Raw genomic sequence first — 20401 nt, forward strand, 5'->3', positions numbered from 1 at the left:
ACTACGCCGCGATGTGTTCCCCGCGTGAACCTCACGTTAAATCGCATCTGTCTAAAACAGGTCACGGAGTAAGGGGTGGGAATAGACATGTCGGTTAATCGCAAACGTTTTCGTATCGAACAAGCCATTTTGGGCGATGTGCCAATGCCGGTGTCCGCGGTTGCCGAAGGCGGCGACATCGGCCCGATGCATCGCGAGATCATGAGCGAGCTGCGCTCGATCCGCGCCCAGATGGCCGCGGGCGGTCAAGGCCGTTCCGTCGTGACTGAATCGGCGGAAGCGTCGGTGGCGCGCGAGGTTGCCGAAGCCCAGGCGCTGCTGGAAACCTATCGTGCCCAGATCGAGCAGTGCGAAAAGCTCAAGGTCGAACTCGACCTCATTCACGACGCCATCAACCGCACCAAGCGCGAAATCGCAACGCTGCACGGCAAGAGCTTTGACGGCGGCGAAATGGCCAAGGTCAATGGTGAACTCGGCGCCGTCGTCGGCGGTACCGAGCAGGCCACGCAGCAGATTCTCGAAGCCACCGAGGCGATCGACCAGGCGGCGACCGCGCTGTCCAAGAACACTTCGCCGGACCAGCAGAAGCTGCTCAGCGAGGAAATCCAGGAACGCGTCATCGCGATCTTCGAAGCCTGCAATTTCCAGGATCTCACCGGTCAGCGCATCAGCAAGGTGATGACCACGATGAAGTTCATCGAGAACCACATCAACGTCATGATGGACATCTGGGGTGGCGTCGACGCGCTCAAGGCGCACGCGACCCCGATCGTCGACAGCCGTGAAGGCGACGCCAAGCTGCTCAACGGTCCGAAGCTCGACGGCGACGTCGGCCATGCCTCGCAGGACGACATCGACGCGCTGTTCGATTGATCGGGCTGGTTAACGCAGACCAAATAAAAACGCCGGCTAGACGCCGGCGTTTTTTGTTGGTCGCCCCTTGCTCCGCTGTCATCGTCCGCCCGAGTGCGCAATTGCGCACGGGGGGCGGACGATCCAGTATTCCAGAGACGTCAGCAATTTAGCCGAGAGGTCGCGGCGTACTGGATGCCCCGCCTTCGCGGGGCATGACGGCAAGGGAATGAAGTTCGGCTCAGGCGCGCGGCGCGCAGCGGACATAGACCATGTTGCCGTAACGGACCCCGGCATCCTTGTCGACAAAGCGGGTCACCAGCACGCGGCCGTCGAACGAGACGACCTCGCGGTCCTGCTCGCCCGGGGTCGGTCCGGCCGGGCCGATATAATTCTTGCCGCTCGGCGAGCCCTTGAGGCGCAGTTCCTGCGGGGTCGCCTGGTCGGCCAGATGCATGACCACGCCCCCGGAGGTGCCGGCGGTGATCACATAAGGCTGCCTGCACTGATCGCGGGCCATCTTTTCAGTGCGGGCCCGGTCGTTCGGATTCTGGTACGAGGCGAGACCCCAGCGGCCGACGATCTCGTCGGAGCGGATGGTCGCCGGCATGTCGGGAGCCACGCCCGGCTCGGGCGGAGGCGCGGAACTTGACGACAGCGACGGCAGGCTCATGCTGCTGCATGCTCCCAGGAGTATTGTGAGCGCTGAGGCGATCGCCAGATTGGCAACCACGCGCGCAGTACCGGACCCGATCATCGCATTCCCCCAAACAAGTTTTTTGGCCGCACCCGTCCTGCAGCCAACCGTAAAACACGTGCCGGAGCAATGACGTCCATCAAATTACGCCGCCGCTCCGATTTGGTTTCTCAGGGAGCATCCTATATTGGCCTCACCAAGGCCTTAACCTTTTTTGGGCCTTAACCCCCTTGCTTGACAGGATCGGCGCCAAGCCATATTCCCCGGGCCACACATTAGCACTCAAATGCGACGATTGCTAAGGCAAGTAAGGAGTTTGGCCGTCCCGCCCGGGACGGTGTCGAAAACCCGGCATTAGCAGCCATTTTGATGGCAATCAGACCCGAAACCAAACCTTCCAAAGAGGAAACCTCATGGCCAAATCCAAATTCCGCCCCCTGCACGACCGCGTCGTGGTCAAGCGTATCGACGCCGAAGAGAAGACCAAGGGCGGCATCATCATTCCCGACAGCGCCAAGGAAAAGCCCTCGCAGGGCGAAATCACGGCCGTCGGCCCGGGCGGCCGGGACGAAGCCGGCAAGCTGATCCCGATCGACCTCAAGGTCGGCGACCGCGTGCTGTTCGGCAAATGGTCGGGCACCGAGGTCAAGCTCGACGGTGAGGAACTCCTCATCATGAAGGAATCCGACATCATGGGCGTGCTGGTTTAAGCACCGCCCAACTGCCGCCCAACCCTCATTTGTCATGCCCGGGCTTGACCCGGGCATCCATCCGCTTCGGAAGAGTCTTGCCAGGATGATGGATTGCCGGGTCAAGCCCGGCAATGACGGCAAGGGAAACGCGGCGAGCGACCCGTCCAATCATTCAGGAGTTCATAAAATGGCTGCCAAAGACGTTAAATTCGCCGGAGACGCCCGCGATCGCATGCTGCGCGGCGTCGACATCCTCGCCAACGCCGTGAAGGTGACGCTCGGCCCGAAGGGCCGCAATGTCGTGATCGACAAGAGCTTCGGCGCCCCGCGCATCACCAAGGACGGCGTTACCGTCGCCAAGGAGATCGAACTCGAGGACAAGTTCGAGAACATGGGCGCGCAGATGCTGCGCGAAGTCGCCTCCAAGACCAACGACACCGCCGGTGACGGCACCACCACCGCGACCGTGCTCGCCCAGGCGATCGTGCGCGAAGGCGCCAAGTCGGTTGCCGCCGGCATGAACCCGATGGATCTGAAGCGCGGCATCGACATCGCGGTGCTGGCCGTGGTCAAGGACATCGAAAAGCGCGCCAAGCCGGTCGCCTCCTCCGCCGAAGTCGCCCAGGTCGGCACCATCTCGGCCAATGGCGATGCCGCCATCGGCAAGATGATCGCACAGGCGATGCAGAAGGTCGGCAATGAAGGCGTCATCACCGTCGAGGAAAACAAGTCGCTCGAGACCGAAGTCGACATCGTCGAGGGCATGAAGTTCGACCGCGGCTATCTGTCGCCCTACTTCATCACCAACGCCGAAAAGATGACCGCCGAGCTCGAGGACGTCTACGTGCTGCTGCACGAGAAGAAGCTCTCCGGCCTGCAGGCGATGCTGCCGGTGCTGGAAGCCGTGGTGCAGTCCGGCCGTCCGCTCTTGATCATCGCGGAAGACGTCGAGGGCGAGGCGCTGGCGACGCTGGTGGTCAACCGCCTGCGCGGCGGACTGAAGGTCGCCGCCGTCAAGGCGCCGGGCTTCGGCGATCGCCGCAAGGCGATGCTGGAAGACATCGCGATCCTGACCGGCGGTCAGCTGATCTCCGATGAGCTCGGCATGAAGCTGGAAAGCGTCACCGTCAACATGCTCGGCCGCGCCAAGAAGGTGGTGATCGACAAGGAGAACACCACCATCGTCAACGGCGCCGGCAAGAAGCCGGCGATCGAAGCCCGCGTCAACCAGATCAAGGCGCAGATCGAGGAAACTACCTCGGACTACGACCGCGAGAAGCTGCAGGAGCGCCTTGCCAAGCTCGCCGGCGGCGTCGCGGTGATCCGCGTCGGCGGTGCGACCGAGATCGAGGTCAAGGAGAAGAAGGACCGCGTCGAGGACGCGCTCAACGCAACCCGCGCGGCCGTGCAGGAAGGCATCGTGCCGGGCGGCGGCGTGGCGCTGCTGCGCGCCAAGAAGGCGGTCGGCCGCATCCAGAACGACAATTCCGACGTTCAGGCCGGCATCAACATCGTGCTGAAGGCGCTGGAAGCTCCGGTTCGCCAGATCTCGGAGAACGCCGGTGTCGAGGGCTCGATCGTGGTCGGCAAGATCCTCGAGAACAAGTCCGAGACCTTCGGCTTCGACGCCCAGACCGAGCAGTACGTCGACATGGTCGACAAGGGCATCATCGACCCGGCCAAGGTGGTGCGCACCGCCCTGCAGGACGCTTCCTCCGTCGCCGGCCTGCTGGTGACCACCGAAGCCATGGTCGCCGAACTGCCGAAGGAGCCGGCCCCGCCGATGCCCGGCGGTGGCGGCGGCATGGGTGGAATGGGCGGCATGGGCTTCTGAGCCCGACCAACCGGAATAGTGATCGAAGGCCGCCTCCGGGCGGCCTTCTTTTTTGGCGAATGATCAGGAGGTTTGCTACTTACGACGACGCTGATTCTCTCTTTCGAGGAATTCCCATGCGCGCGCTCCTGCTCTGCCTGTTCGGTCTGGTGACGGCCTCGGACCTCGCTCTCGCCCAGATGAAGCTCCCCTCCAAGGCAGCGCCAACACCCGGCGGCAGCGAAGTCAGGTATTTCACCTCGATCGACGGATTGATGAGCGGCAACGCCGACGTGGTCCTCAAGGAGATCCGCCAAGGCAAAACCGTCACCGCGGCCGTGCTCGACGTCTGCTACCCCGTCGAAAAGGGCTCCGAGCGCAAGGACCGCTTCGTCGCCAACCTCACCGTCAGCGGCCAGAACCTGACCGGCTCGACGCAAAGCCTCGGTGACAAGCTGCCGGTCACCGTGAACCTCGCGCGCAAGGCCAGCGCCGACGGCTTCGAATTCCGCGGCCGGATCACCATCGGCCAGGCGGTGACGGAAGTGGCCTCGACCGACAATTCCGATCTCAGCGAGAAGGAGTTCTTGGACAACCAGGCCACCGATGACGGCATCACGCCGGCGCCGAAGGATTTCACCGAGGTGTCGCCGGAATCCATCGGCGTGCGGATAAAGCTGGATGCGGCGCTGGATTTCCTCAAGGGCCTGAAGGGCCAGGAGGTGGAGCTCGGCCTGAGCAGCCTGTCGATTTCCTGCGACGCGCTCCGCGCCGGCGAGCAGACCATCAATCTCACCGCCGATCCGGAGCGGTCAGCGGCGCTGATCGCCAGGGCCAAGGCGACACCGGGCGTGGTCACCGCGGGATGGACCACCGGCATCGTCGAGATGGACCGCACCATCCGTTTTGCCGCCGCCGACTGGCGCGATGGCGACAGGATCAACAAGGACAAGATCGCCGCCGCGGTATCCGCGGTGCTGTCGAAGACGCTCGCGGCCAAGGCGGCGGGCTCGGCGTGGAACGCCAACACCGGCAAGCTGACACTGACCTTCAAGCGGCCGAGCGAGATCTATCCGGCGCTCGGCCTCACCGACAGCATCGAGGTCACCGCGCTCGTCTCGCCCGACAAACCCGGCGCATCGGACCGGCTGATGCTGTGGATCTCGAGCCCGGTGACGTCGACCATCGACGAAGGCGCAGGTCCCAAGCTGAACCTGTCCGAAGGCGCCGGCGGCGAGGAGGAAGGCGGCGAGCCGGAGGACGACAATGGTTCGGTCGAAGCCCTCGCCAGGGAGTTCAAGGGCCAGCGCTGGGACATCGACAAATCGGCCTGGAAATAGCGGTTTCCAGCCGTTCCCTTTCTCGATCCTTTCTAAATCCCTGAAGGCGGCTTTCCGCGCACTGCTCCATGCGGTCAGCGCATTTGACATGCCGCACCCGAGCGGCAATGAAACACCCTGATCTTGCAATGGCTTCCTCTTTTGTTTGACGCGTTTTCTTCACCCGAACCGGTACCCACTTCGCTTGAAAACGCTCTAAGGGCTCCACGCTGAATGACACGTTATGATGTCGTGATTGTCGGCGCTGGCCTTGGCGGCCTCACTGCCGGAGCGATCCTGGCGCGCGCCGGCCGCAAGGTGCTGGTGGTCGAGCGCAGCAATTCCGTCGGCGGTGCGGCGTCGAGCTACAAATCCGGCGAGCTCTTTGTCGAGGGATCGCTGCACGAGACCAGCGACCCGCACGACCCGCGCGACCCCAAACACGACGTGCTGACGCGGGCCGGCGTGATCGACGCCGTCAAATGGATTCCGTCCGGCGCGTTCTACCAGGCGCGCGGCGGCCCGCTCGATCAGCCCTTCCTGATGCCCGACGATTTCGACGCCGCGCGCCGTGCGTTGACCGAGCGCTTCCCGGAGGCCCGCGCCGGCATCGATCAACTGCTCGGCGAGATGCAACACATCGTCGGCGTCGCGAACCGGTTCGCGCACAGCGAGGACGCAAACGAAACCTCGCGCGACCATCTGGGCGCCCTGATCAGGCTTTTGCCTGACGCCGCGGATTGGCCGCTGTCGCTGTCGCAAAAGCTCGACCGCGTATTCGGCGACAATGAAGCCGTCAAATGCGCGCTCGCCGCCAACCTGTCCTATTTCCACGACGACCCCACCACGCTGTGGTGGATCTATTTCGCGATGGCGCAGGGCAGCTATCTGCAGAGCGGCGGCCGCTACGTGCAGGGCGGCTCGCAGCGGCTCTCCAGCGCGCTCGCCCGCGCCATCAAGGTGGCGGGCGGCGAGGTGCTGGTGCGCCGTGTCGTCAGCTCGATTGCGCTCGGCGACGACGCCAAATCCATCACCCACACCGCCAAGGACGGCAGCGATCCGAGGACCGTGCAATGCGCGCGGATCATCGGCAACGCCGCGCCCGCGGCACTCGAACCGCTGATGCAGGCGGACGCCGCCGCACAGCTGAACCAAACTTATGCCCGGCAGGCGCCCTCGGCATCGCTGTTCGCGCTGACGCTGGGCCTGAAAAAGCCGCCGCGCGAATTCGGGATCGCCGCCTACTCCACGCAATTGCTGCCGCCCTGGATGAAGCGGTTGACCGACTACGCGCAAGGCGCCGCGCTGATGGCGGAAGAGCCCGGCGAACGCATGCCGCCGATGTCCGTGGTCGACTATGCCGCGATCGATTCCGGCGTGCCGGCGCCGCCCTATGTGCTTTCGATCCTCGGCCCCGATTTGTTGTCGAACTGGGACGCCTCCGACATGGACGCCTATCGCGAGAAGCGCGGGCGCTGGCAGGAGGCGATCGTGCGCTATCTCTCCTCGATCTATCCGGGGCTCGGCGAAGCCGTCGTCGCGTCCTCGTTCAACAGCGCGCTGTCGGTGCGGCAGTATCTCAACGCGCCCGACGGCGCGGTTTACGGCTTTGCGCCGACCCCGCCACAGGCGAGCTGGAGCAATCCGTTCCGCTCGCCGCGCACGGCGGTATCGGGATTTTATCTGGCATCCGCCTATGCCGGTTTCGGCGGCTACACCGGCGTCGTGCAATCGGCCGGTGTCTGCGCCGACATGATTTTGCGAGAGGGCTAATTCTGCCGGCGAGACCCGGGCGCGGAGCTGCGCTAGCCTCCCGGCAACAACGAGATCAACAAGAGAACAAAAAAACCAGAGGGAATGCCAAAGTGTATGACACGATCATCGTAGGCGGCGGCTCGGCAGGTTCGGTCATGGCGCACCGGTTGTCGGCGAAAAGCAGTAATAAAGTCCTGCTGTGCGAAGCCGGCCAGGACACCCCGCCCGGCAACGAGCCGGCCGAAATCAGGGACAGCTATCCGGGCACCGCCTATTTCGATCCGCGCTTCCACTGGACCGAACTCAAGGTCACGACGCAGATCGTCAGCCATAACAATCCCAACGAGGGGCGTCCGCCCTTGCGCAAATACGAGCAGGCGCGGGTGCTGGGCGGCGGCTCCTCGATCAACGGCCAGATGGCCAACCGCGGCGCACCGACCGACTACGATGAATGGGAAGCGCGGGGCGCCACCGGCTGGAGCTGGAAGGACGTGCTGCCCTACTTCAAGAAGGTCGAGCGCGACCTTGACTTCGACGGACCGTACCATGGCAAGGACGGCCGCATTCCGGTGCGACGCATCCCCAGGGAGCACTGGACGAAGCATTCGCAGGCGTTCGCTGACGCCTTCCAGCAGGCCGGCCATCAATTCCTGCCGGACCAGAACGGCGAGTTCGTCGACGGCTATTTCCCCGTGACGCACTCCAACCAGGCCGAGCAACGCGTCTCGGCCGCGATGGGCTATCTCGATCGCGAAACGCGCAAGCGCGCCAATCTCACGATCTCCACCAACACGCAGGTCAGGGAATTGCTGTTCGAAGGCACGCAGTGCGTCGGCGTGAAGGCCCTCGTCGACGGCAAGGAGCAGGAATTCCGCGGCCGCGAGATCATTCTGTGCAGCGGCGCCATCCATTCGCCGGCGCATCTGCTGCGCGCCGGCATCGGCCCGGTCGGTCATCTCAAGGACATGGGCATTCCCGTGCTGATGGGACTTGAAGGTGTCGGCCAGCGCCTGATGGATCATCCCTCGATTTCGCTGTCCTCTTTTGTCCGCCGCGGCGCGCGCATGAACGGGCATACCAGGCGTCACATGCAGGTCGGCTTGCGTTATTCGTCCGGACTGCCTGGTGTGCCGAAGGGCGACATGTTCGTCGTGGTGCTCAGCAAATCGGCCTGGCATGCGGTCGGCGAGCAAATCGGCTCGGCCCTGACGTTCGTCAACAAGACCTATTCCGAAACCGGACAGGTCAAGCTCGCCTCGCGCGACCCGGCGGCTGAACCGATCGTCGAGTTCAATTTGTTGTCCGACCGGCGCGACCTCGATCGGCTGATGAGCGGTTTCCGCAAGATGGCGGCGGTGCAAATGAGCGACGCCGTCAGGGCGGTCACCGACAAGCCATTCCCCGCCTCCTATACCGACCGCGTGCGCAAGATCGGCGTGGTCAACAACAAGAACAGGATTCTTACCAAAATCGCCGCCACCCTGATGGACGGCCCGGCGGCGCTGCGCCATTACATGATCGACAATTTCGTGGTCGAAGGATTTTCGTTCGACGACGTGATCAACGACGACGAGGCGCTGGAGAGCTTCGTGCGCAAGGGAACCATCGGCGTGTGGCACGCCTCGTGCTCGTGCCGGATGGGCCGGCCGGAGGACCCGATGTCGGTCGTCGACACCGAGGGCCGCGTCAAGGGTGTGCAGGGCCTGCGCGTGGTCGACGCCTCGATCTTCCCGGTCGTGCCCTGCGCCAACACCAATTTTCCGGTGCTGATGTCGGCGGAGAAGATTGCGGCCTCGATGCAGTGAAACTTTCGGATTTGGTTTTCAAACAGCCAGGGCGTCATTGCGAGCCTACGGGTCGCAATGACGGCGCCCAAATTCCAGATACGATTTCGCGATCTCGCGACGCAAAGCGCCCGAGTGGTTGATGCTGTTTCTCCCAAAACAAGGGAGCAGGGAATGCCGGATGCGCGCTGCACCCGCGGTCTCATGTGCGAATAGTGCAAAGAACACTGCACACGAGCATACAGGGCAGCGGAGAACATCCGACATTCCCTGCGCAATGGCTTTACGGCTTATAACGCGCTCTCCCCGGTGAGACGGCCTCTATTGCCACCGTCGCCTCGCAGATCGCTCCGCAAGACTTGACGCCGTTACGGGCGCCAGGACCACACGCTTTCGCCGTACGCCTCCGCTGCGCCCGTCAAGCGCAACATCGGCGTCCACCGCAGCCCACCCCACGTCCGTGACGATCGCGATACGCCCCTCGTGAAGGGATGAGACGAAACCGATATATTCTGATTTGGCGAATCTGTCAAGCGCAATTTCCGTAAATCGGAAACTATTTGGGAGGCGGACGAAGCAGCCCAGTGGGGGCTGGTCAGCGGACTTGTCCGCCCGAGCTCAAGGAGCGAAGGCAGAAGGCGTAATGCGCCCCTTTGTCTTCGGTTCGGACGGCGGACTACACTGTCGCTAGTACAGCCTTACACGCGCTATCTTGCCGTCCATGTCTTCACGTCAATTACCTCGACGTTGAATTTTTTCATAGCTTTCCGATAGGTCATCAACGGACCCAAATCGAACGCGTAGGTCGCACCTGGGCCGATGTTACGTGTACTTGCAGGCCAGCCGTCGGTAGTATCAACGACGTTTCCCTTTCCGTCCTCTGCGGTAATCTTGATTTGAGCACCAGCGGCAACGGCGCAATTGTTTTTCAATTTTCCGGTTAGCTTCAGAACGGGGCAGGACGACTGCTTGCAGTCGTCAAAAACCTTTGGCGCAAACCCCTCAATCGCAAAATCGGAGACAGAGCATTTTTGAGCAAATGCAGGCGGCGGCGCCCCACCGGCAGTAGCGACCAACAGTAACAATACTAGGAATGCCTTGTGCATACTGGACCGCCCGTCGTTGAGCTTTCGTGCTCGCTTCTAGTCGATATGCTGCTCCATGATCCGCATCATTCGCAAACGGATCGTGCCACGCGGGCGGTAGCCGATGGATAGGTCCGGAGCCGACCACGCGCTGAGCGAAGCCGAATTGCTGCGGTCAGTCCTGCCACTCGCCGACAACGACATGATAGAGCGGCGTATTGAAAAACGGGAATAGACGCAGATGAACGATCACAAATCTTTCACCGCTTGCGAGGATGAACTTGTTGTAGCTGAGTGAGAATAAATCTGCGGCAGGAGGCGGGGCGGCCGGTTCGCAGCCTATCCAACGAAGTCCAACATTCAATTCTTGCGTGCGGCACAAGATTAAGTCGAGAAGGAAGGGCCGAAAACTTCCTAACCCCAGTTCAGCAACTGCGTAGGAATGGGCTATTTTTGCTGCCATCCTGAGAAAGGCCATTGGATTTATCAAAGTAGATTCGATCGCGCCGTGCTGGCGACAGAATTCAATAGCTCGGTCGTCCATTCGATGGATGTTTACACGGTATTCAATATCAGCTGCCGGGTCTCGGCCCTCCAAAATTCCGGCCGCGGGAAACGTGAACGACGGAAGCATTATGATGTCGGTAGGATCGATCTCAAGTGTCTTGATGTCATCAACGCGCGACCGGTCGTCACTCAGGCGGCCCGCTCGCACCGAGATGGTTTTAGGGCGCTCCTTCGGTCTGCGAGTAGGCGCCCCGATTGCGATCCGAAAATTTCCAAACATGCCGCGCAAACAATGCTGCTCTATCTTGCCTGTGATTTTCGCGCATTTCTGACAACTCGATAAGGGCAACACGACGCTATCTGCAGCCAGGCCGAACGGTACAACGTGCTCGTCTGTAAGTTTGCCTTTCGGGTCGGGGCAATAGATACATTTGCCAACGGGATCGTATATCCTGTTCGGCGTTATGATCTGAATGGGAAATTCAATCGTCGTCATGACCGCAAAGATGATCGATATACCGAATAAGAAGCACAACGTCGCTTGATGGCATCGTTAAGGGACAGTGAATAGGTCGCCCGGCCACTCAACACATGACTCGGAAGGGGTTGCGGCGCAAGTGAAGAAGGTCCGTAGGACCTCCTATCCGCATCAAGGTGTGGAGAGTTCGGACGGCGGATTACGCTGTCGCTAATCCGCCCGACGCGCTGAATATCAGCAGATACTTGCCGCTGCCGTCAGGAGAAGCTGGTGGCTGACGCTCAGGCATACAGCTGCAGGAACTTGCCAGATTGATGCGAGCCGTCACAGCAGCTACTCTTGTTTGCCATGGTAACCCCCGAGCCAACGCCACAGCGATCGGATGCAAAAGCTTGACAAGCGAGCGTCGGGTCCTGCTTTGGATGTGCCTTCTCGTTGGTGTGAACCAGCTTGGCTTCGGCGCGATGGTGCCGTCACTGCCGCTGTATGCGAACTCATTCGGTGTCTCGGCTTCAGCCATCGGCATTGCCGTCGCCGTCTATGGTCTCGCGCGGTTTTTGGCGGTGTTGCCGGGAGGACAATTTGCTGACCGCTGGGGCCGACGGCCCGTGCTCGCCATCGGCGGCATCATTTCGGCGGTCGGAAGCTTCTGGTGCGCCGGCGCGCATAGTTTCGTCGAATTCAACCTGGCGCGAATTGTTGCAGGTGCCGGTGCGGGCATCATTCTGACGGTTGGCCAGATCGTCCTCGCCGACATTAGTTCGCCCGACCGGCGCGGGCGAAACATCGCGACGTATCAGGCTGCGTTTCTCTTTGGTTTCGGCATCGGCCCTTTCCCCGGTGGATTGCTCGCTGGCGCCTACGGCCTGGCCGCGCCATTTTGGATGACGGGCGTGGCGAGTGTTCTGACGACGGCGATTGCGTGGTTTCTGGTCAGCGAGACCCGATCCACCAGAACGAGCGCGACAGCCTCCGGCAAGGCAGCTGAGATCCCCTTCGTCCGGCAGATGCTGCGGCTGTTGTCTCATCGGGGCTTTCTGCTGGTCAGCCTGATTTCGCTGATGAACGCGGTCGTTCGCACGGGCGGGTTGTTTGCACTGATCCCGCTGCTTGCGACAGCCACGCTGGGCCTTTCGGTCGCCGAGATCGGCTTCGCGATGATGGTGTCCGGCGTATGCGGCTTTGCCGCCGCCTATCCAGCCGGCGCGCTCGCCGACCTCGTCGGCCGCAAGGCGGTCATTGTCCCGTCAACCGTGCTGACGGGGTTGTCGATGGTGCTGTTCTGCTATGCGCCTTCGTACGCGTGGTTTATCGCCGCTTCCGTCGTCTGGAGTGTTTCAACCTCCATCAGCAGTTCCGCGCCGGCAGCCTACGCCGCCGATTCAGCGCCAGCCGGAATGAACGCTTCGGCAATGAGCGCCTATCGGATGACGGCGGACGCGGGCTATGTTCTCGGGCCGCCGGGGTTAGGCCTGCTCGCCGACCTCACCAGTCCGGCCGTTGCCATTATCTCGGCATCAGTCGTTCTCGTCATCATCGGGGCCATGTTTGCAGTCACGCCGACGGAGAAGCGGAGTCTGGAGCAGAGCTAGGTTGAGGGGGTGAACGAAGGGCCGTAGGGCGGATTGAGCCGAAGGCGTAATCCGCCGTTTTGTCTTCGGTTCGGATGGCGGATTACGCTATCGCTAATCCGCCCTACCCGCGTGAAAATCGCCTATAAGAGCGAGCCATTGGGAGGCATGACAATGATCTCACGGCGTTTGTTCATCGCCACCGCAGCCGCCCTCACCGGCGCCCGCTCGACATGGGCGCAGTCGACCTATCCCGATCACACCATGCGCATTCTCGTCGGCTATCCGGCCGGCGGCGGCGTCGATCTTGTGGCGCGGCTCGTGGTCGATCCGATGCGGGAGGTGTTGGGGCAGCCCGCGATCGTCGAGAACCGCGCTGGCGCGGCCGCGATGATCGCGGCCCAGGCGGTCGCCAAGGCGGGCAATGACGGCCACACGCTGCTGATGGCGGCTTCGGGCGAGATCGCGGTCAACAAACATCTCTACAAGGAAAAGATGACCTATCAGCCCGAGACCGAGCTGGTGCCGATCGCGCTCGCCGGGATAGTGCCCTGTGTGGTCGTCGTGGCCGACGCCTCGCCGGTGCGGACGCCGGCAGACCTGATCGCCTACGCCAAGGCCAACAAGGGCAAGCTGAGCTATTCGTCCTCGGGCGTCGGAAATCCCCAGCATCTCGCCGGTGAATTGATGAACAAGATGGCCGGCACCGATGTCCAGCACATCCCCTATCGCGGCTCGGCGCCGGCGGTGACCGACGTCGCGGTCGGCGCCGTCACCATGAGCTTCTCCAGTCTCGCCGCCGCGCTGCCGCTGATCCAGGCCGGCAAGATCCGCGCGGTCGCCGTCACCTCGCGCGAGCGCATGCCGCAACTGCCCGATGTCGCGCCGCTCAGCGACGCGCCGGGACTGGCCGGCTACGAGCTCCTCAACTGGTTTGCGATGTTCGCGCCCGCCAGTTCGTCGCCGCCGATCCTCGCCCGTCTCGCCGAGGTGATGCCGCAGATCATGCAACGGGCCGACATCAAGGAGAAACTGGCGATCCAGGGCATCGTGTCCCGCAGCATGACTGATGCCGAGCTGCGCGCCTTCGTCGCTTCCGAATCGGACAAATTCGCAGGGATCATTCGGGAAGCCAACATCACGCTCGGCAATTGAGGCGGCGTCGCACTTCGGCCTACCGATATCCTGATCGGAAAGCACGGCCGGAAAGAATTGCAAAGGGGTCTAGACCACCCCAACTACATTGAAATGCCTTCAAAAATCAAAGGTTATGCGCAACTGATTTTTCCACTCCTGGCCCTCCCGAGAGCGACCCGGATGCACGCTGATCTACCTCTCTCGGGCAAGTCCACCAGCCCGATTTCGCATGGACAGCCGGCTAACTCCCGTAGAAGTTAAGCCAGGCTTGCGAGCGTAACGCCTCGAAAGCATGGAGGGGACGCCATGAATCCCTTGCTCAAGGAGATCCGCCACAATCCCCTGCTCTGGTTGCTGGCCTTTGTGCCCGTGTTGTTCGCCGCCCAGAAGCTGAAGCCGGAAGCTCACACGCTGCTGTTTGTGCTCTCCGTCATGGCGGTCGTGCCGTTGGCAGCGCTGCTCAGCCACGCCACCGAATCCGTGGCGGCCAAGACCGGCGATACCGTCGGCGGCCTGCTCAACGCCACGCTCGGAAACCTGACCGAGCTTGTCATCGCGCTGACCGCGTTGCATGCGGGGCAGTATATGCTGGTGAAGGCATCCATCGCCGGGGCGATCGTCACCAACACGCTGTTCATGCTGGGCGCGTCGTTTCTGCTCGGCGGGCTCAAGCACCGCGTGCAGGAATACAACAGGGCCAGCGCCCGGCTGCAAGCGGGCCTGCTGTTTTTGGCCACGGTCGCGATCCTGATTCCGTCGGCAGTCACGGAAGCCGATTCCGTGGCGGGCTCGGCGTACACCGCGACGCTGAGCGTCGGCCTGTCAGTGCTGCTCATTGCCGCCTACGGATTGGGCCTGTTGTTCTCACTCAAGACCCATCGCGAATTTTTTGCCGGCGCGGAACATGCGGAGGCGGGCGAGGCGCCATGGCCGTTGGGCCTGGCGCTGGCCACACTGGCAGGCGTCACGGTGCTGGTCGCACTGGTCAGCGAAGTGTTCGTCGAGTCGGTGCAACACGCCGCGGTCGCCTTCGGGATGACCCCCGCATTCGTGGGTTTTATCGTCGTGGCGCTGGTGGGTGGTGCGGCGGAAATGGCTTCGGCGTTTTCCGCCGCCCGCAAGAACCGGCTGGACCTGAGCGTGGGCATCGCGCTGGGAAGCGCATCCCAGATCGCGCTGTTCGTCGCCCCGGTGCTGGTCCTGCTCAGTTATGTCATAGGCCCGGCGCCGATGACCCTTCAGTTCTGGCCGGGCGCCGTCGTCATGATGCTGATCGCCGCCATGACCGCTTCGCTGGTGACCAACAGCGGGCGCTCGGCATGGTTCATCGGCGTGCTGGTATTGATGGTGTACCTGATTTTCGCCATGACGCTTTACCTGTTGCCGCCCAAATCAGCCAGCGAAGGCGCAACACCGCACAAGACAACTGAACGGGCAATTCAGCGCGCGCATGATGAGGGCAAGTTCACGTCACTTGACGCCACCGCGCCGGAGCGATCCTTATGCTGCGCCAATTTCTCGTAAGCATAGCGGTCAGCGCGGGCAACATCGCGATCCACGCAATTGTGATGGCCGTCGTCCTGTGGGTGGCGCGCATCGCGGAAGAGCGCGCCACGTCGCACCAATCACTTCGACTGGTCGGCGTCATGATTGCGACCGTATCGGTCTTGATGGTCGCGCATATCGCTGAAGTAGCCGTTTGGGCATTGGCCTACAGGATCGTTGGGGCGGCACCGCCTGGCGCTGATCTCATCTATTTTGCCTTCGTAAATTATACCACGCTCGGTTACGGCGACGTGACGCCGGTTGAACGCTGGCAGTTACTCGGGCCAATGACGGCTATGAACGGCGTGCTGCTGTTCGGCTGGTCGACCGCCGTGATTTTTGCGGTGCTCCGGGTTGCAATGACGAGCCAAGCCGAAAACGGCATGCGCAAGAAAGGTGCGCCTCCGGAGTAATTGGTTTTGCGGCAATACACCTCCGGGGAATGACGCGGCGGCATTTCTCGCGGCGATCTGGCACCCAATGCGGCCTTTCCGGTGATTTGAAGCTTACAGCCCCTAGCTGCGGCCCGAGCGGCATGCTTTGGTCTCCCGGGGACTAAATCGCCGGGTTGAGGGCTTCTTGACCGGCGAGCGCGTAAGGCGCGGCGGGAGCCGGGCTGTGGCGGCCCACATTTCTTTTGTTTTGGGTCGCGCGGCTGAAGTATCGTCCGGGGCATGTCAATTACGGCGAAAACGCATTTTTCCTGGCTGATTGCCCTGTTCGGCGTGTCGTTGATGACATCGTCCGCCGTGACATCGTCGGCCGTGGCCGAAGGCACCATGAAGGGGGCGGACTTTGTCCGGGTCGTCCCTGATCAAATGCATCAGCTGGAGGTCGCGAAGGTTGAGACGTTTGCGTTTCGCCCGCAAAGATCAGCGATCGGCCAGATCGGGTACAATGAAGATGCCTCCACGATCGTCCTGACGCCGTTCTCCGGCCGGGTGACCCGTCTGGTTGCCAAGCTCGGCGATCGGGTCAAGAAGGGCGATCCGCTGCTGGAAATCGACAGCCCCGAGCAACTGGTCCCGCAGAACGACTTCATCGCCGCCCAGGCCGCAAGACGCAAGGCAGGCTCCCAGCACAATCTGGCTGTTATCGCCGAGAAGCGCGTTCGCGACCTCCATGAAGGCAAGGCTGCGCCGTCCAAGGACCTGCAGCAGGCCGAAGCGCAGCTTGCCGCCGCCGAACATGACCTGCGGTCGGCGGAGACGGCGTTCGAGGCCGCCCGCGTCCGCCTGCGGATTTTGGGCCGGACCGATGCGGAAATTTCCAAACTCGAGCAGGACAGCATGCTGAGCCGCGTGACCACGATCACCGCGCCGATCGATGGCACCGTCGTCGCGCGCAAGGTCGGACCGGGGCAATATGTCAAAGCCGATTCCGGCGAGGCGCTGTACACGATCGCCGACCTTTCGACGGTGTGGCTGAAGGCGCAGATCTTCGAGCAGGATATCGCGCAGGTGCGGATCGGCCAGGAGATCGAGGCCAGGGTTTCCGCCGTGCCGAACCGGGTCTTCAAGGCCCGCATCAACGCCATCAACGCGACGTCGGACCTGACGACGCGCCGTGTCGTGGTCCGGTCCGAGATCGAGAATGCGGATCATGCGCTCAAATCCGAGATGTTCGCGATGTTCAAGATCAGCATCGGCGAAACATCGCGGAATCCCGCGGTGCCGACCGACGCTGTGATCCGAGAGGGCGATACGGCCACCGTCTGGGTCGAGACCGAACCGCTGCTCTTCAAGCGCCGTCCGGTCGAGATCGGAATCCAGCAGGACGGCTTGACGCAAATTCGCAGCGGCCTCGAGGCCGGCGAAAAAGTGCTCGCGCGCGGCGCGATCTTCGTCGACAACGAGTGGCGTCAATGATTCTGATAGCGTTTTCAAGCGAAGTGGATACCGGTTCGCGTCAAGAAAACGCGTCAAATAAAGAGTCCGGGGCCACGGATGCTGCGTAGTCTGATTGCGTTTTGCCTGTCGCGGCGGCTCTTGGTGATGGTCGCGTTCGCGGCCTTTCTCGGTCTCGGCTACGTCACCTTCCTGATGCTGAACATCGAGGCCTATCCCGACCCGGCGCCGCCGATCGTCGAGATCATCGCCCAGCAGGCGGGCCAGTCGCCGGAGGAAGTCGAGCGCTACATCACGATCCCGATCGAGATCGCGGTCGCCTCGACGCCGGGGTTAAAGTTCATCCGCTCCAACACCGTCTACGGGCTCGGTTTCGTCCGCCTGCAGTTCGAATACGGCCGCGACTATCATTTCGTGCGCCAGCAGACCCTCAACCGGCTGAAGGATGCGGTGCTGCCGGCCGGCGTGCTGCCGGTGATCTCGCCCGCCGGCGGCATCAGCGAGATCTTCCGCTACGAGCTGGTCGGTCCGCCCGGCATGGACGTGATGAAGCTCAAGGCGCTGCAGGACTGGGTGGTCGAGCGCAAGCTGCGCATCGTGCCCGGCGTTGCCGACGTCGCGGTGCTCGGCGGAAAGACCAAGGAATTCCAGGCCGAGATCAACCTCGACCGCATGATGGCCTATGGGCTGACGCTGCCGCAGATCATGACGGCGATCTCGGGCAGCAATTCCAATGTCGGCGGCCGCACCATCTCGATCGGCGAACAGTCGGTCAATGTCCGCAGCATCGGCGTCATCAGTTCGATGGACGATATCGGCAACATCGTGCTGACCCAGCAGGGCGGCGTCCCGGTGCTGGTATCCGACGTCGCCAAGGTCCAGATCGGTTTCGCGCCCCGGCTCGGCCTCGCCGGCCGCGACGACAAGACCGACGTCGTGACCGGCATCGTGCTGATGCAGAAGCTCGAACGCACCATGGACGTGGTCAAGCGCGTGCGCGCGGCGGTGGAGAAGATCAACACCGACGGATCGCTGCCGTCGGGCGTCAAGATCGTGCCGTTCTATGATCGCGGCGATCTCGTTGCGATCACGGTGCAGACCGTGCTGCATAACCTGTTGTTCGGGATCGCGCTGATCTTTCTGATCCAGTGGGTGTTTCTCGGCGACCTGCGCTGCGCGGTCATCGTCGCGGCGAACATTCCGGTGGCGCTGTTCCTGGCCGTCATGATCACGGTGATGCGCGGCGAGTCCGCCAATTTGTTGTCGGTCGGCGCCATCGACCTCGGCATTATCGTCGACGGCACCGTGATCATGGTGGAGAACATCTTCCGCCATATCGCCCACCACACGCCGGGGGTGGCCCCGGACAAGCGGGCGCGGCTCAGCGACAAGCTGCACCGGATCCTGACCGGCGCCATCGAGGTCGACAAGGCGATCTTCTTCTCGGTGATCATCACGATCGCGGCCTTCCTGCCGTTGTTCACGATGCAGGGCGTCGAAGGCCAGATCTTCGGGCCGATGGCGCGCACCTATGCGTATGCGCTGCTCGGCGCGGTCATCGCCACCTTCACCGTGACGCCGGTGCTGGCCTCGATCCTGCTGCCGTCCCATGTCCGGGAAGTCGAGACCTTCGTGGTCCGTCACATCCGCCGCGTCTACCAGGCCATTCTGGTGCCCGCGGTCCGCAACTATCGAAGGTCCGCTGTGATCGCCGCGGTGTTTCTCGCGCTGTGCCTCAGTTTGAGCTTCCGGCTCGGCACCGAATTCCTGCCCAAGCTGGAGGAAGGCAATCTCTGGATCCGCGCCGTGATGCCGCCGACCATCACGCTCGAAGCGGGCATGGAAACGGTGACCAAGATCCGCGCCATCATATCGAGCTATCCGCCGGTCCAGACCGTGTTTTCCGAACAGGGCCGCGGCGAGGAAGGCACCGATCCCGATGGATCGTTCCTCGCGGAGTTCTTTGTCCCGCTCAAGCCGGCCGACACCTGGCCGGCGGGGCTGACCAAGGAGCAGATGGTCAAGCAGATGAGCGAGAAGCTCAACCGCGAATTCGTCGGCATCGATTTCAACTTCTCGCAATACATCCAGGACAATATCGAGGAAGCCGTTTCCGGCGTGAAAGGCGAGAACTCGATCAAGATCTTCGGCAAGGATCTCAACGAGCTGGAGCGGCTGTCCAAATCGGTGAAATCAGAACTCTCCGGCGTGCGCGGCGTCGCCGACCCCGCCAGTTTCAATCTGCTCGGACAACCCAACCTGGTCGTCCAGATCGATCGCGCCAAGGCCGCGCGCTACGGCTTCTCGATCAGCGACATCAATTCCGTGGTCCAGGCCGCGATCGGCGGCCAGGAAGTTTCCAAAGTCTATGAAGGCGAGATGATCTTCGCGCTGACGGTGCGCCTGGCGCCCGAATTCCGCAGGGACGTCGATGCCATCCGCGCGATCCCGGTGGCGCTGCCGAACTCGGATCCGAAGACGCCGACCGCCTATATCCGGTTAGGGGATCTCGGCGAGGTCAAGCTCGTCAGTGGCGCGGCCTATATCTACCGCGAGAACAGCCAGCGCTTCATCCCGCTGAAGTACAGCGTTCGCGACCGCGATCTCGGCTCGACCGTGGTCGAGGCGCAGGACCGGGTCGGAAAGAAAGTCCCGCTTCCGCAGGGCTACTCGATGGAATGGTCCGGCGAATACGGCGCGCTGGTCGACGCCAAGAAGCGGCTCGCGCTGATCGTGCCGCTCAGCCTGCTGTTGATCCTGATGCTGCTGTACAGCCTGTTCAATTCCATTCGCGACAGTCTGCTGGCCTTGTCGGGCATCCCCTTTGCGGTGGCCGGCGGCATTTTGGGACTTTACATTGGCGGCCTGAATTTCAGCGTCTCGGCCGCGGTCGGATTCATCTCGCTGTTCGGCGTCTCCGCCATGGATGGCATTCTCCTGATGTCCTATATCCGGCGCGAAATCGACGAAGGCATGGGAACCGAGGACGCGATCATCAGCGCGGCCGAAACAAGGATGCGGCAAATCTTCATGACCGGGTTGTCGGCCTCTATCGGCCTGGTTCCGGCAGCGATCTCGACCGGGATCGGCTCGCAGGTTCAGCAGCCGCTGGCTTGCGTCATCGTCGGCGGAATGTTGTTGTCCCCGATCTGCAGCCTGCTGGTGATCCCGGTGCTGGCACGGCTGTGGATGCCGACGATACAGGAAACCGGATTGGCGCATGAATCGGCGCCCCACTGACAGGCGAACGCATCTCGTTGCAGAAATCTAAAGCAGGATGACTTTTGATTGAATCGGTCTGGCCGCGAACTCGCTGCAC

At 62.4% G+C, this 20401-nt stretch carries 15 protein-coding genes; 12 read left to right on the forward strand and 3 right to left on the reverse strand.

What is annotated here, in order from left to right:
• The first annotated feature begins 87 nt into the window (after nucleotides 1-87).
• On the forward strand, nucleotides 88-873 hold the full coding sequence (locus JQ641_RS00145) for a protein phosphatase CheZ (RefSeq protein WP_211993636.1): 786 nt from the start codon (nucleotides 88-90) through the stop codon (nucleotides 871-873).
• Between the two features lie 220 nt (nucleotides 874-1093).
• Here JQ641_RS00145 and JQ641_RS00150 read toward each other — a convergent pair whose 3' ends face one another.
• Nucleotides 1094-1609, reverse strand: coding sequence for a hypothetical protein (locus JQ641_RS00150; protein ID WP_211993638.1), 516 nt, complete (start codon nucleotides 1607-1609; stop codon nucleotides 1094-1096).
• Between the two features lie 353 nt (nucleotides 1610-1962).
• Between JQ641_RS00150 and JQ641_RS00155 the strand changes: the two genes are divergently transcribed.
• The 5 genes from JQ641_RS00155 (at nucleotide 1963) to JQ641_RS00175 (ending at nucleotide 8933) form a co-directional block, all read left to right on the forward strand.
• Entirely contained in the window at nucleotides 1963-2259 is a 297-nt protein-coding gene (locus tag JQ641_RS00155; protein WP_192738881.1) for a co-chaperone GroES, read from the forward strand.
• Between the two features lie 169 nt (nucleotides 2260-2428).
• Entirely contained in the window at nucleotides 2429-4075 is a 1647-nt protein-coding gene (groL, locus tag JQ641_RS00160) for a chaperonin GroEL (RefSeq protein ID WP_211993641.1), read from the forward strand.
• 116 nt (nucleotides 4076-4191) lie between these two features.
• A complete protein-coding gene (locus JQ641_RS00165) occupies nucleotides 4192-5394 on the forward strand; it encodes a hypothetical protein (protein ID WP_211993642.1) in 1203 nt (400 codons plus the stop codon).
• Between the two features lie 213 nt (nucleotides 5395-5607).
• Complete coding sequence (locus tag JQ641_RS00170; RefSeq protein ID WP_211993643.1) at nucleotides 5608-7146, forward strand: phytoene desaturase family protein; 1539 nt, start codon at nucleotides 5608-5610, stop codon at nucleotides 7144-7146.
• A gap of 92 nt (nucleotides 7147-7238) precedes the next feature.
• Complete coding sequence (locus JQ641_RS00175; protein WP_211993644.1) at nucleotides 7239-8933, forward strand: GMC family oxidoreductase; 1695 nt, start codon at nucleotides 7239-7241, stop codon at nucleotides 8931-8933.
• Between the two features lie 686 nt (nucleotides 8934-9619).
• On the opposite strand, the gene JQ641_RS00180 is transcribed toward JQ641_RS00175, so the two are convergent.
• Nucleotides 9620-10018, reverse strand: a complete 399-nt coding sequence (locus JQ641_RS00180) for a hypothetical protein (protein WP_211993645.1) — start codon at nucleotides 10016-10018, stop codon at nucleotides 9620-9622.
• 154 nt (nucleotides 10019-10172) lie between these two features.
• Nucleotides 10173-11000 (reverse strand): hypothetical protein, encoded by an 828-nt coding sequence (locus tag JQ641_RS00185; protein ID WP_211993648.1) that lies wholly within the window; start codon nucleotides 10998-11000, stop codon nucleotides 10173-10175.
• Between the two features lie 374 nt (nucleotides 11001-11374).
• On the opposite strand from JQ641_RS00185, the gene JQ641_RS00190 reads away from it, so the two are divergent.
• The 6 genes from JQ641_RS00190 to JQ641_RS00215 all read left to right on the forward strand — a co-directional run bounded on the left by JQ641_RS00190 (nucleotide 11375) and on the right by JQ641_RS00215 (nucleotide 20322).
• Nucleotides 11375-12574: an MFS transporter gene (locus tag JQ641_RS00190; RefSeq protein ID WP_211993649.1), complete on the forward strand. Its 1200-nt coding sequence runs from the start codon at nucleotides 11375-11377 to the stop codon at nucleotides 12572-12574.
• A gap of 153 nt (nucleotides 12575-12727) precedes the next feature.
• Nucleotides 12728-13708 carry a Bug family tripartite tricarboxylate transporter substrate binding protein gene (locus JQ641_RS00195; protein ID WP_211993650.1) on the forward strand — a complete coding sequence of 327 codons (981 nt, stop codon included), beginning with the start codon at nucleotides 12728-12730 and terminating at the stop codon, nucleotides 13706-13708.
• Between the two features lie 288 nt (nucleotides 13709-13996).
• Entirely contained in the window at nucleotides 13997-15214 is a 1218-nt protein-coding gene (gene cax, locus JQ641_RS00200) for a calcium/proton exchanger (RefSeq protein WP_211993651.1), read from the forward strand.
• Nucleotides 15193-15648 (forward strand): potassium channel family protein, encoded by a 456-nt coding sequence (locus JQ641_RS00205; protein ID WP_211993652.1) that lies wholly within the window; start codon nucleotides 15193-15195, stop codon nucleotides 15646-15648. Before cax ends, JQ641_RS00205 begins: the two co-directional genes overlap by 22 nt.
• Nucleotides 15649-15909: 261 nt before the next feature.
• A complete protein-coding gene (locus JQ641_RS00210; protein WP_211993653.1) occupies nucleotides 15910-17103 on the forward strand; it encodes an efflux RND transporter periplasmic adaptor subunit in 1194 nt (397 codons plus the stop codon).
• A 78-nt stretch (nucleotides 17104-17181) separates the two neighbouring features.
• On the forward strand, nucleotides 17182-20322 hold the full coding sequence (locus tag JQ641_RS00215) for an efflux RND transporter permease subunit (protein WP_211993660.1): 3141 nt from the start codon (nucleotides 17182-17184) through the stop codon (nucleotides 20320-20322).
• Nucleotides 20323-20401 lie beyond the last annotated feature (79 nt).

It is taken from the genome of Bradyrhizobium sp. JYMT SZCCT0180 (genome assembly GCF_018130165.1).
Lineage (GTDB): Bacteria > Pseudomonadota > Alphaproteobacteria > Rhizobiales > Xanthobacteraceae > Bradyrhizobium.

What these genes read in the sequence shown, in the direction of transcription:
- cax (WP_211993651.1), top strand. Translation starts at nt 13,997, where the DNA reads ATGAATCCCTTGCTCAAGGAGATCCGCCACAATCCCCTGCTCTGGTTG.
- JQ641_RS00165 (WP_211993642.1), top strand. Translation starts at nt 4,192, where the DNA reads ATGCGCGCGCTCCTGCTCTGCCTGTTCGGTCTGGTGACGGCCTCGGAC.
- JQ641_RS00155 (WP_192738881.1), top strand. Translation starts at nt 1,963, where the DNA reads ATGGCCAAATCCAAATTCCGCCCCCTGCACGACCGCGTCGTGGTCAAG.
- JQ641_RS00195 (WP_211993650.1), top strand. Translation starts at nt 12,728, where the DNA reads ATGATCTCACGGCGTTTGTTCATCGCCACCGCAGCCGCCCTCACCGGC.
- JQ641_RS00205 (WP_211993652.1), top strand. Translation starts at nt 15,193, where the DNA reads ATGCTGCGCCAATTTCTCGTAAGCATAGCGGTCAGCGCGGGCAACATC.
- JQ641_RS00150 (WP_211993638.1), bottom strand. Translation starts at nt 1,609, where the DNA reads ATGATCGGGTCCGGTACTGCGCGCGTGGTTGCCAATCTGGCGATCGCC.
- groL (WP_211993641.1), top strand. Translation starts at nt 2,429, where the DNA reads ATGGCTGCCAAAGACGTTAAATTCGCCGGAGACGCCCGCGATCGCATG.
- JQ641_RS00170 (WP_211993643.1), top strand. Translation starts at nt 5,608, where the DNA reads ATGACACGTTATGATGTCGTGATTGTCGGCGCTGGCCTTGGCGGCCTC.
- JQ641_RS00185 (WP_211993648.1), bottom strand. Translation starts at nt 11,000, where the DNA reads ATGACGACGATTGAATTTCCCATTCAGATCATAACGCCGAACAGGATA.
- JQ641_RS00145 (WP_211993636.1), top strand. Translation starts at nt 88, where the DNA reads ATGTCGGTTAATCGCAAACGTTTTCGTATCGAACAAGCCATTTTGGGC.
- JQ641_RS00215 (WP_211993660.1), top strand. Translation starts at nt 17,182, where the DNA reads ATGCTGCGTAGTCTGATTGCGTTTTGCCTGTCGCGGCGGCTCTTGGTG.
- JQ641_RS00180 (WP_211993645.1), bottom strand. Translation starts at nt 10,018, where the DNA reads ATGCACAAGGCATTCCTAGTATTGTTACTGTTGGTCGCTACTGCCGGT.
- JQ641_RS00210 (WP_211993653.1), top strand. Translation starts at nt 15,910, where the DNA reads ATGTCAATTACGGCGAAAACGCATTTTTCCTGGCTGATTGCCCTGTTC.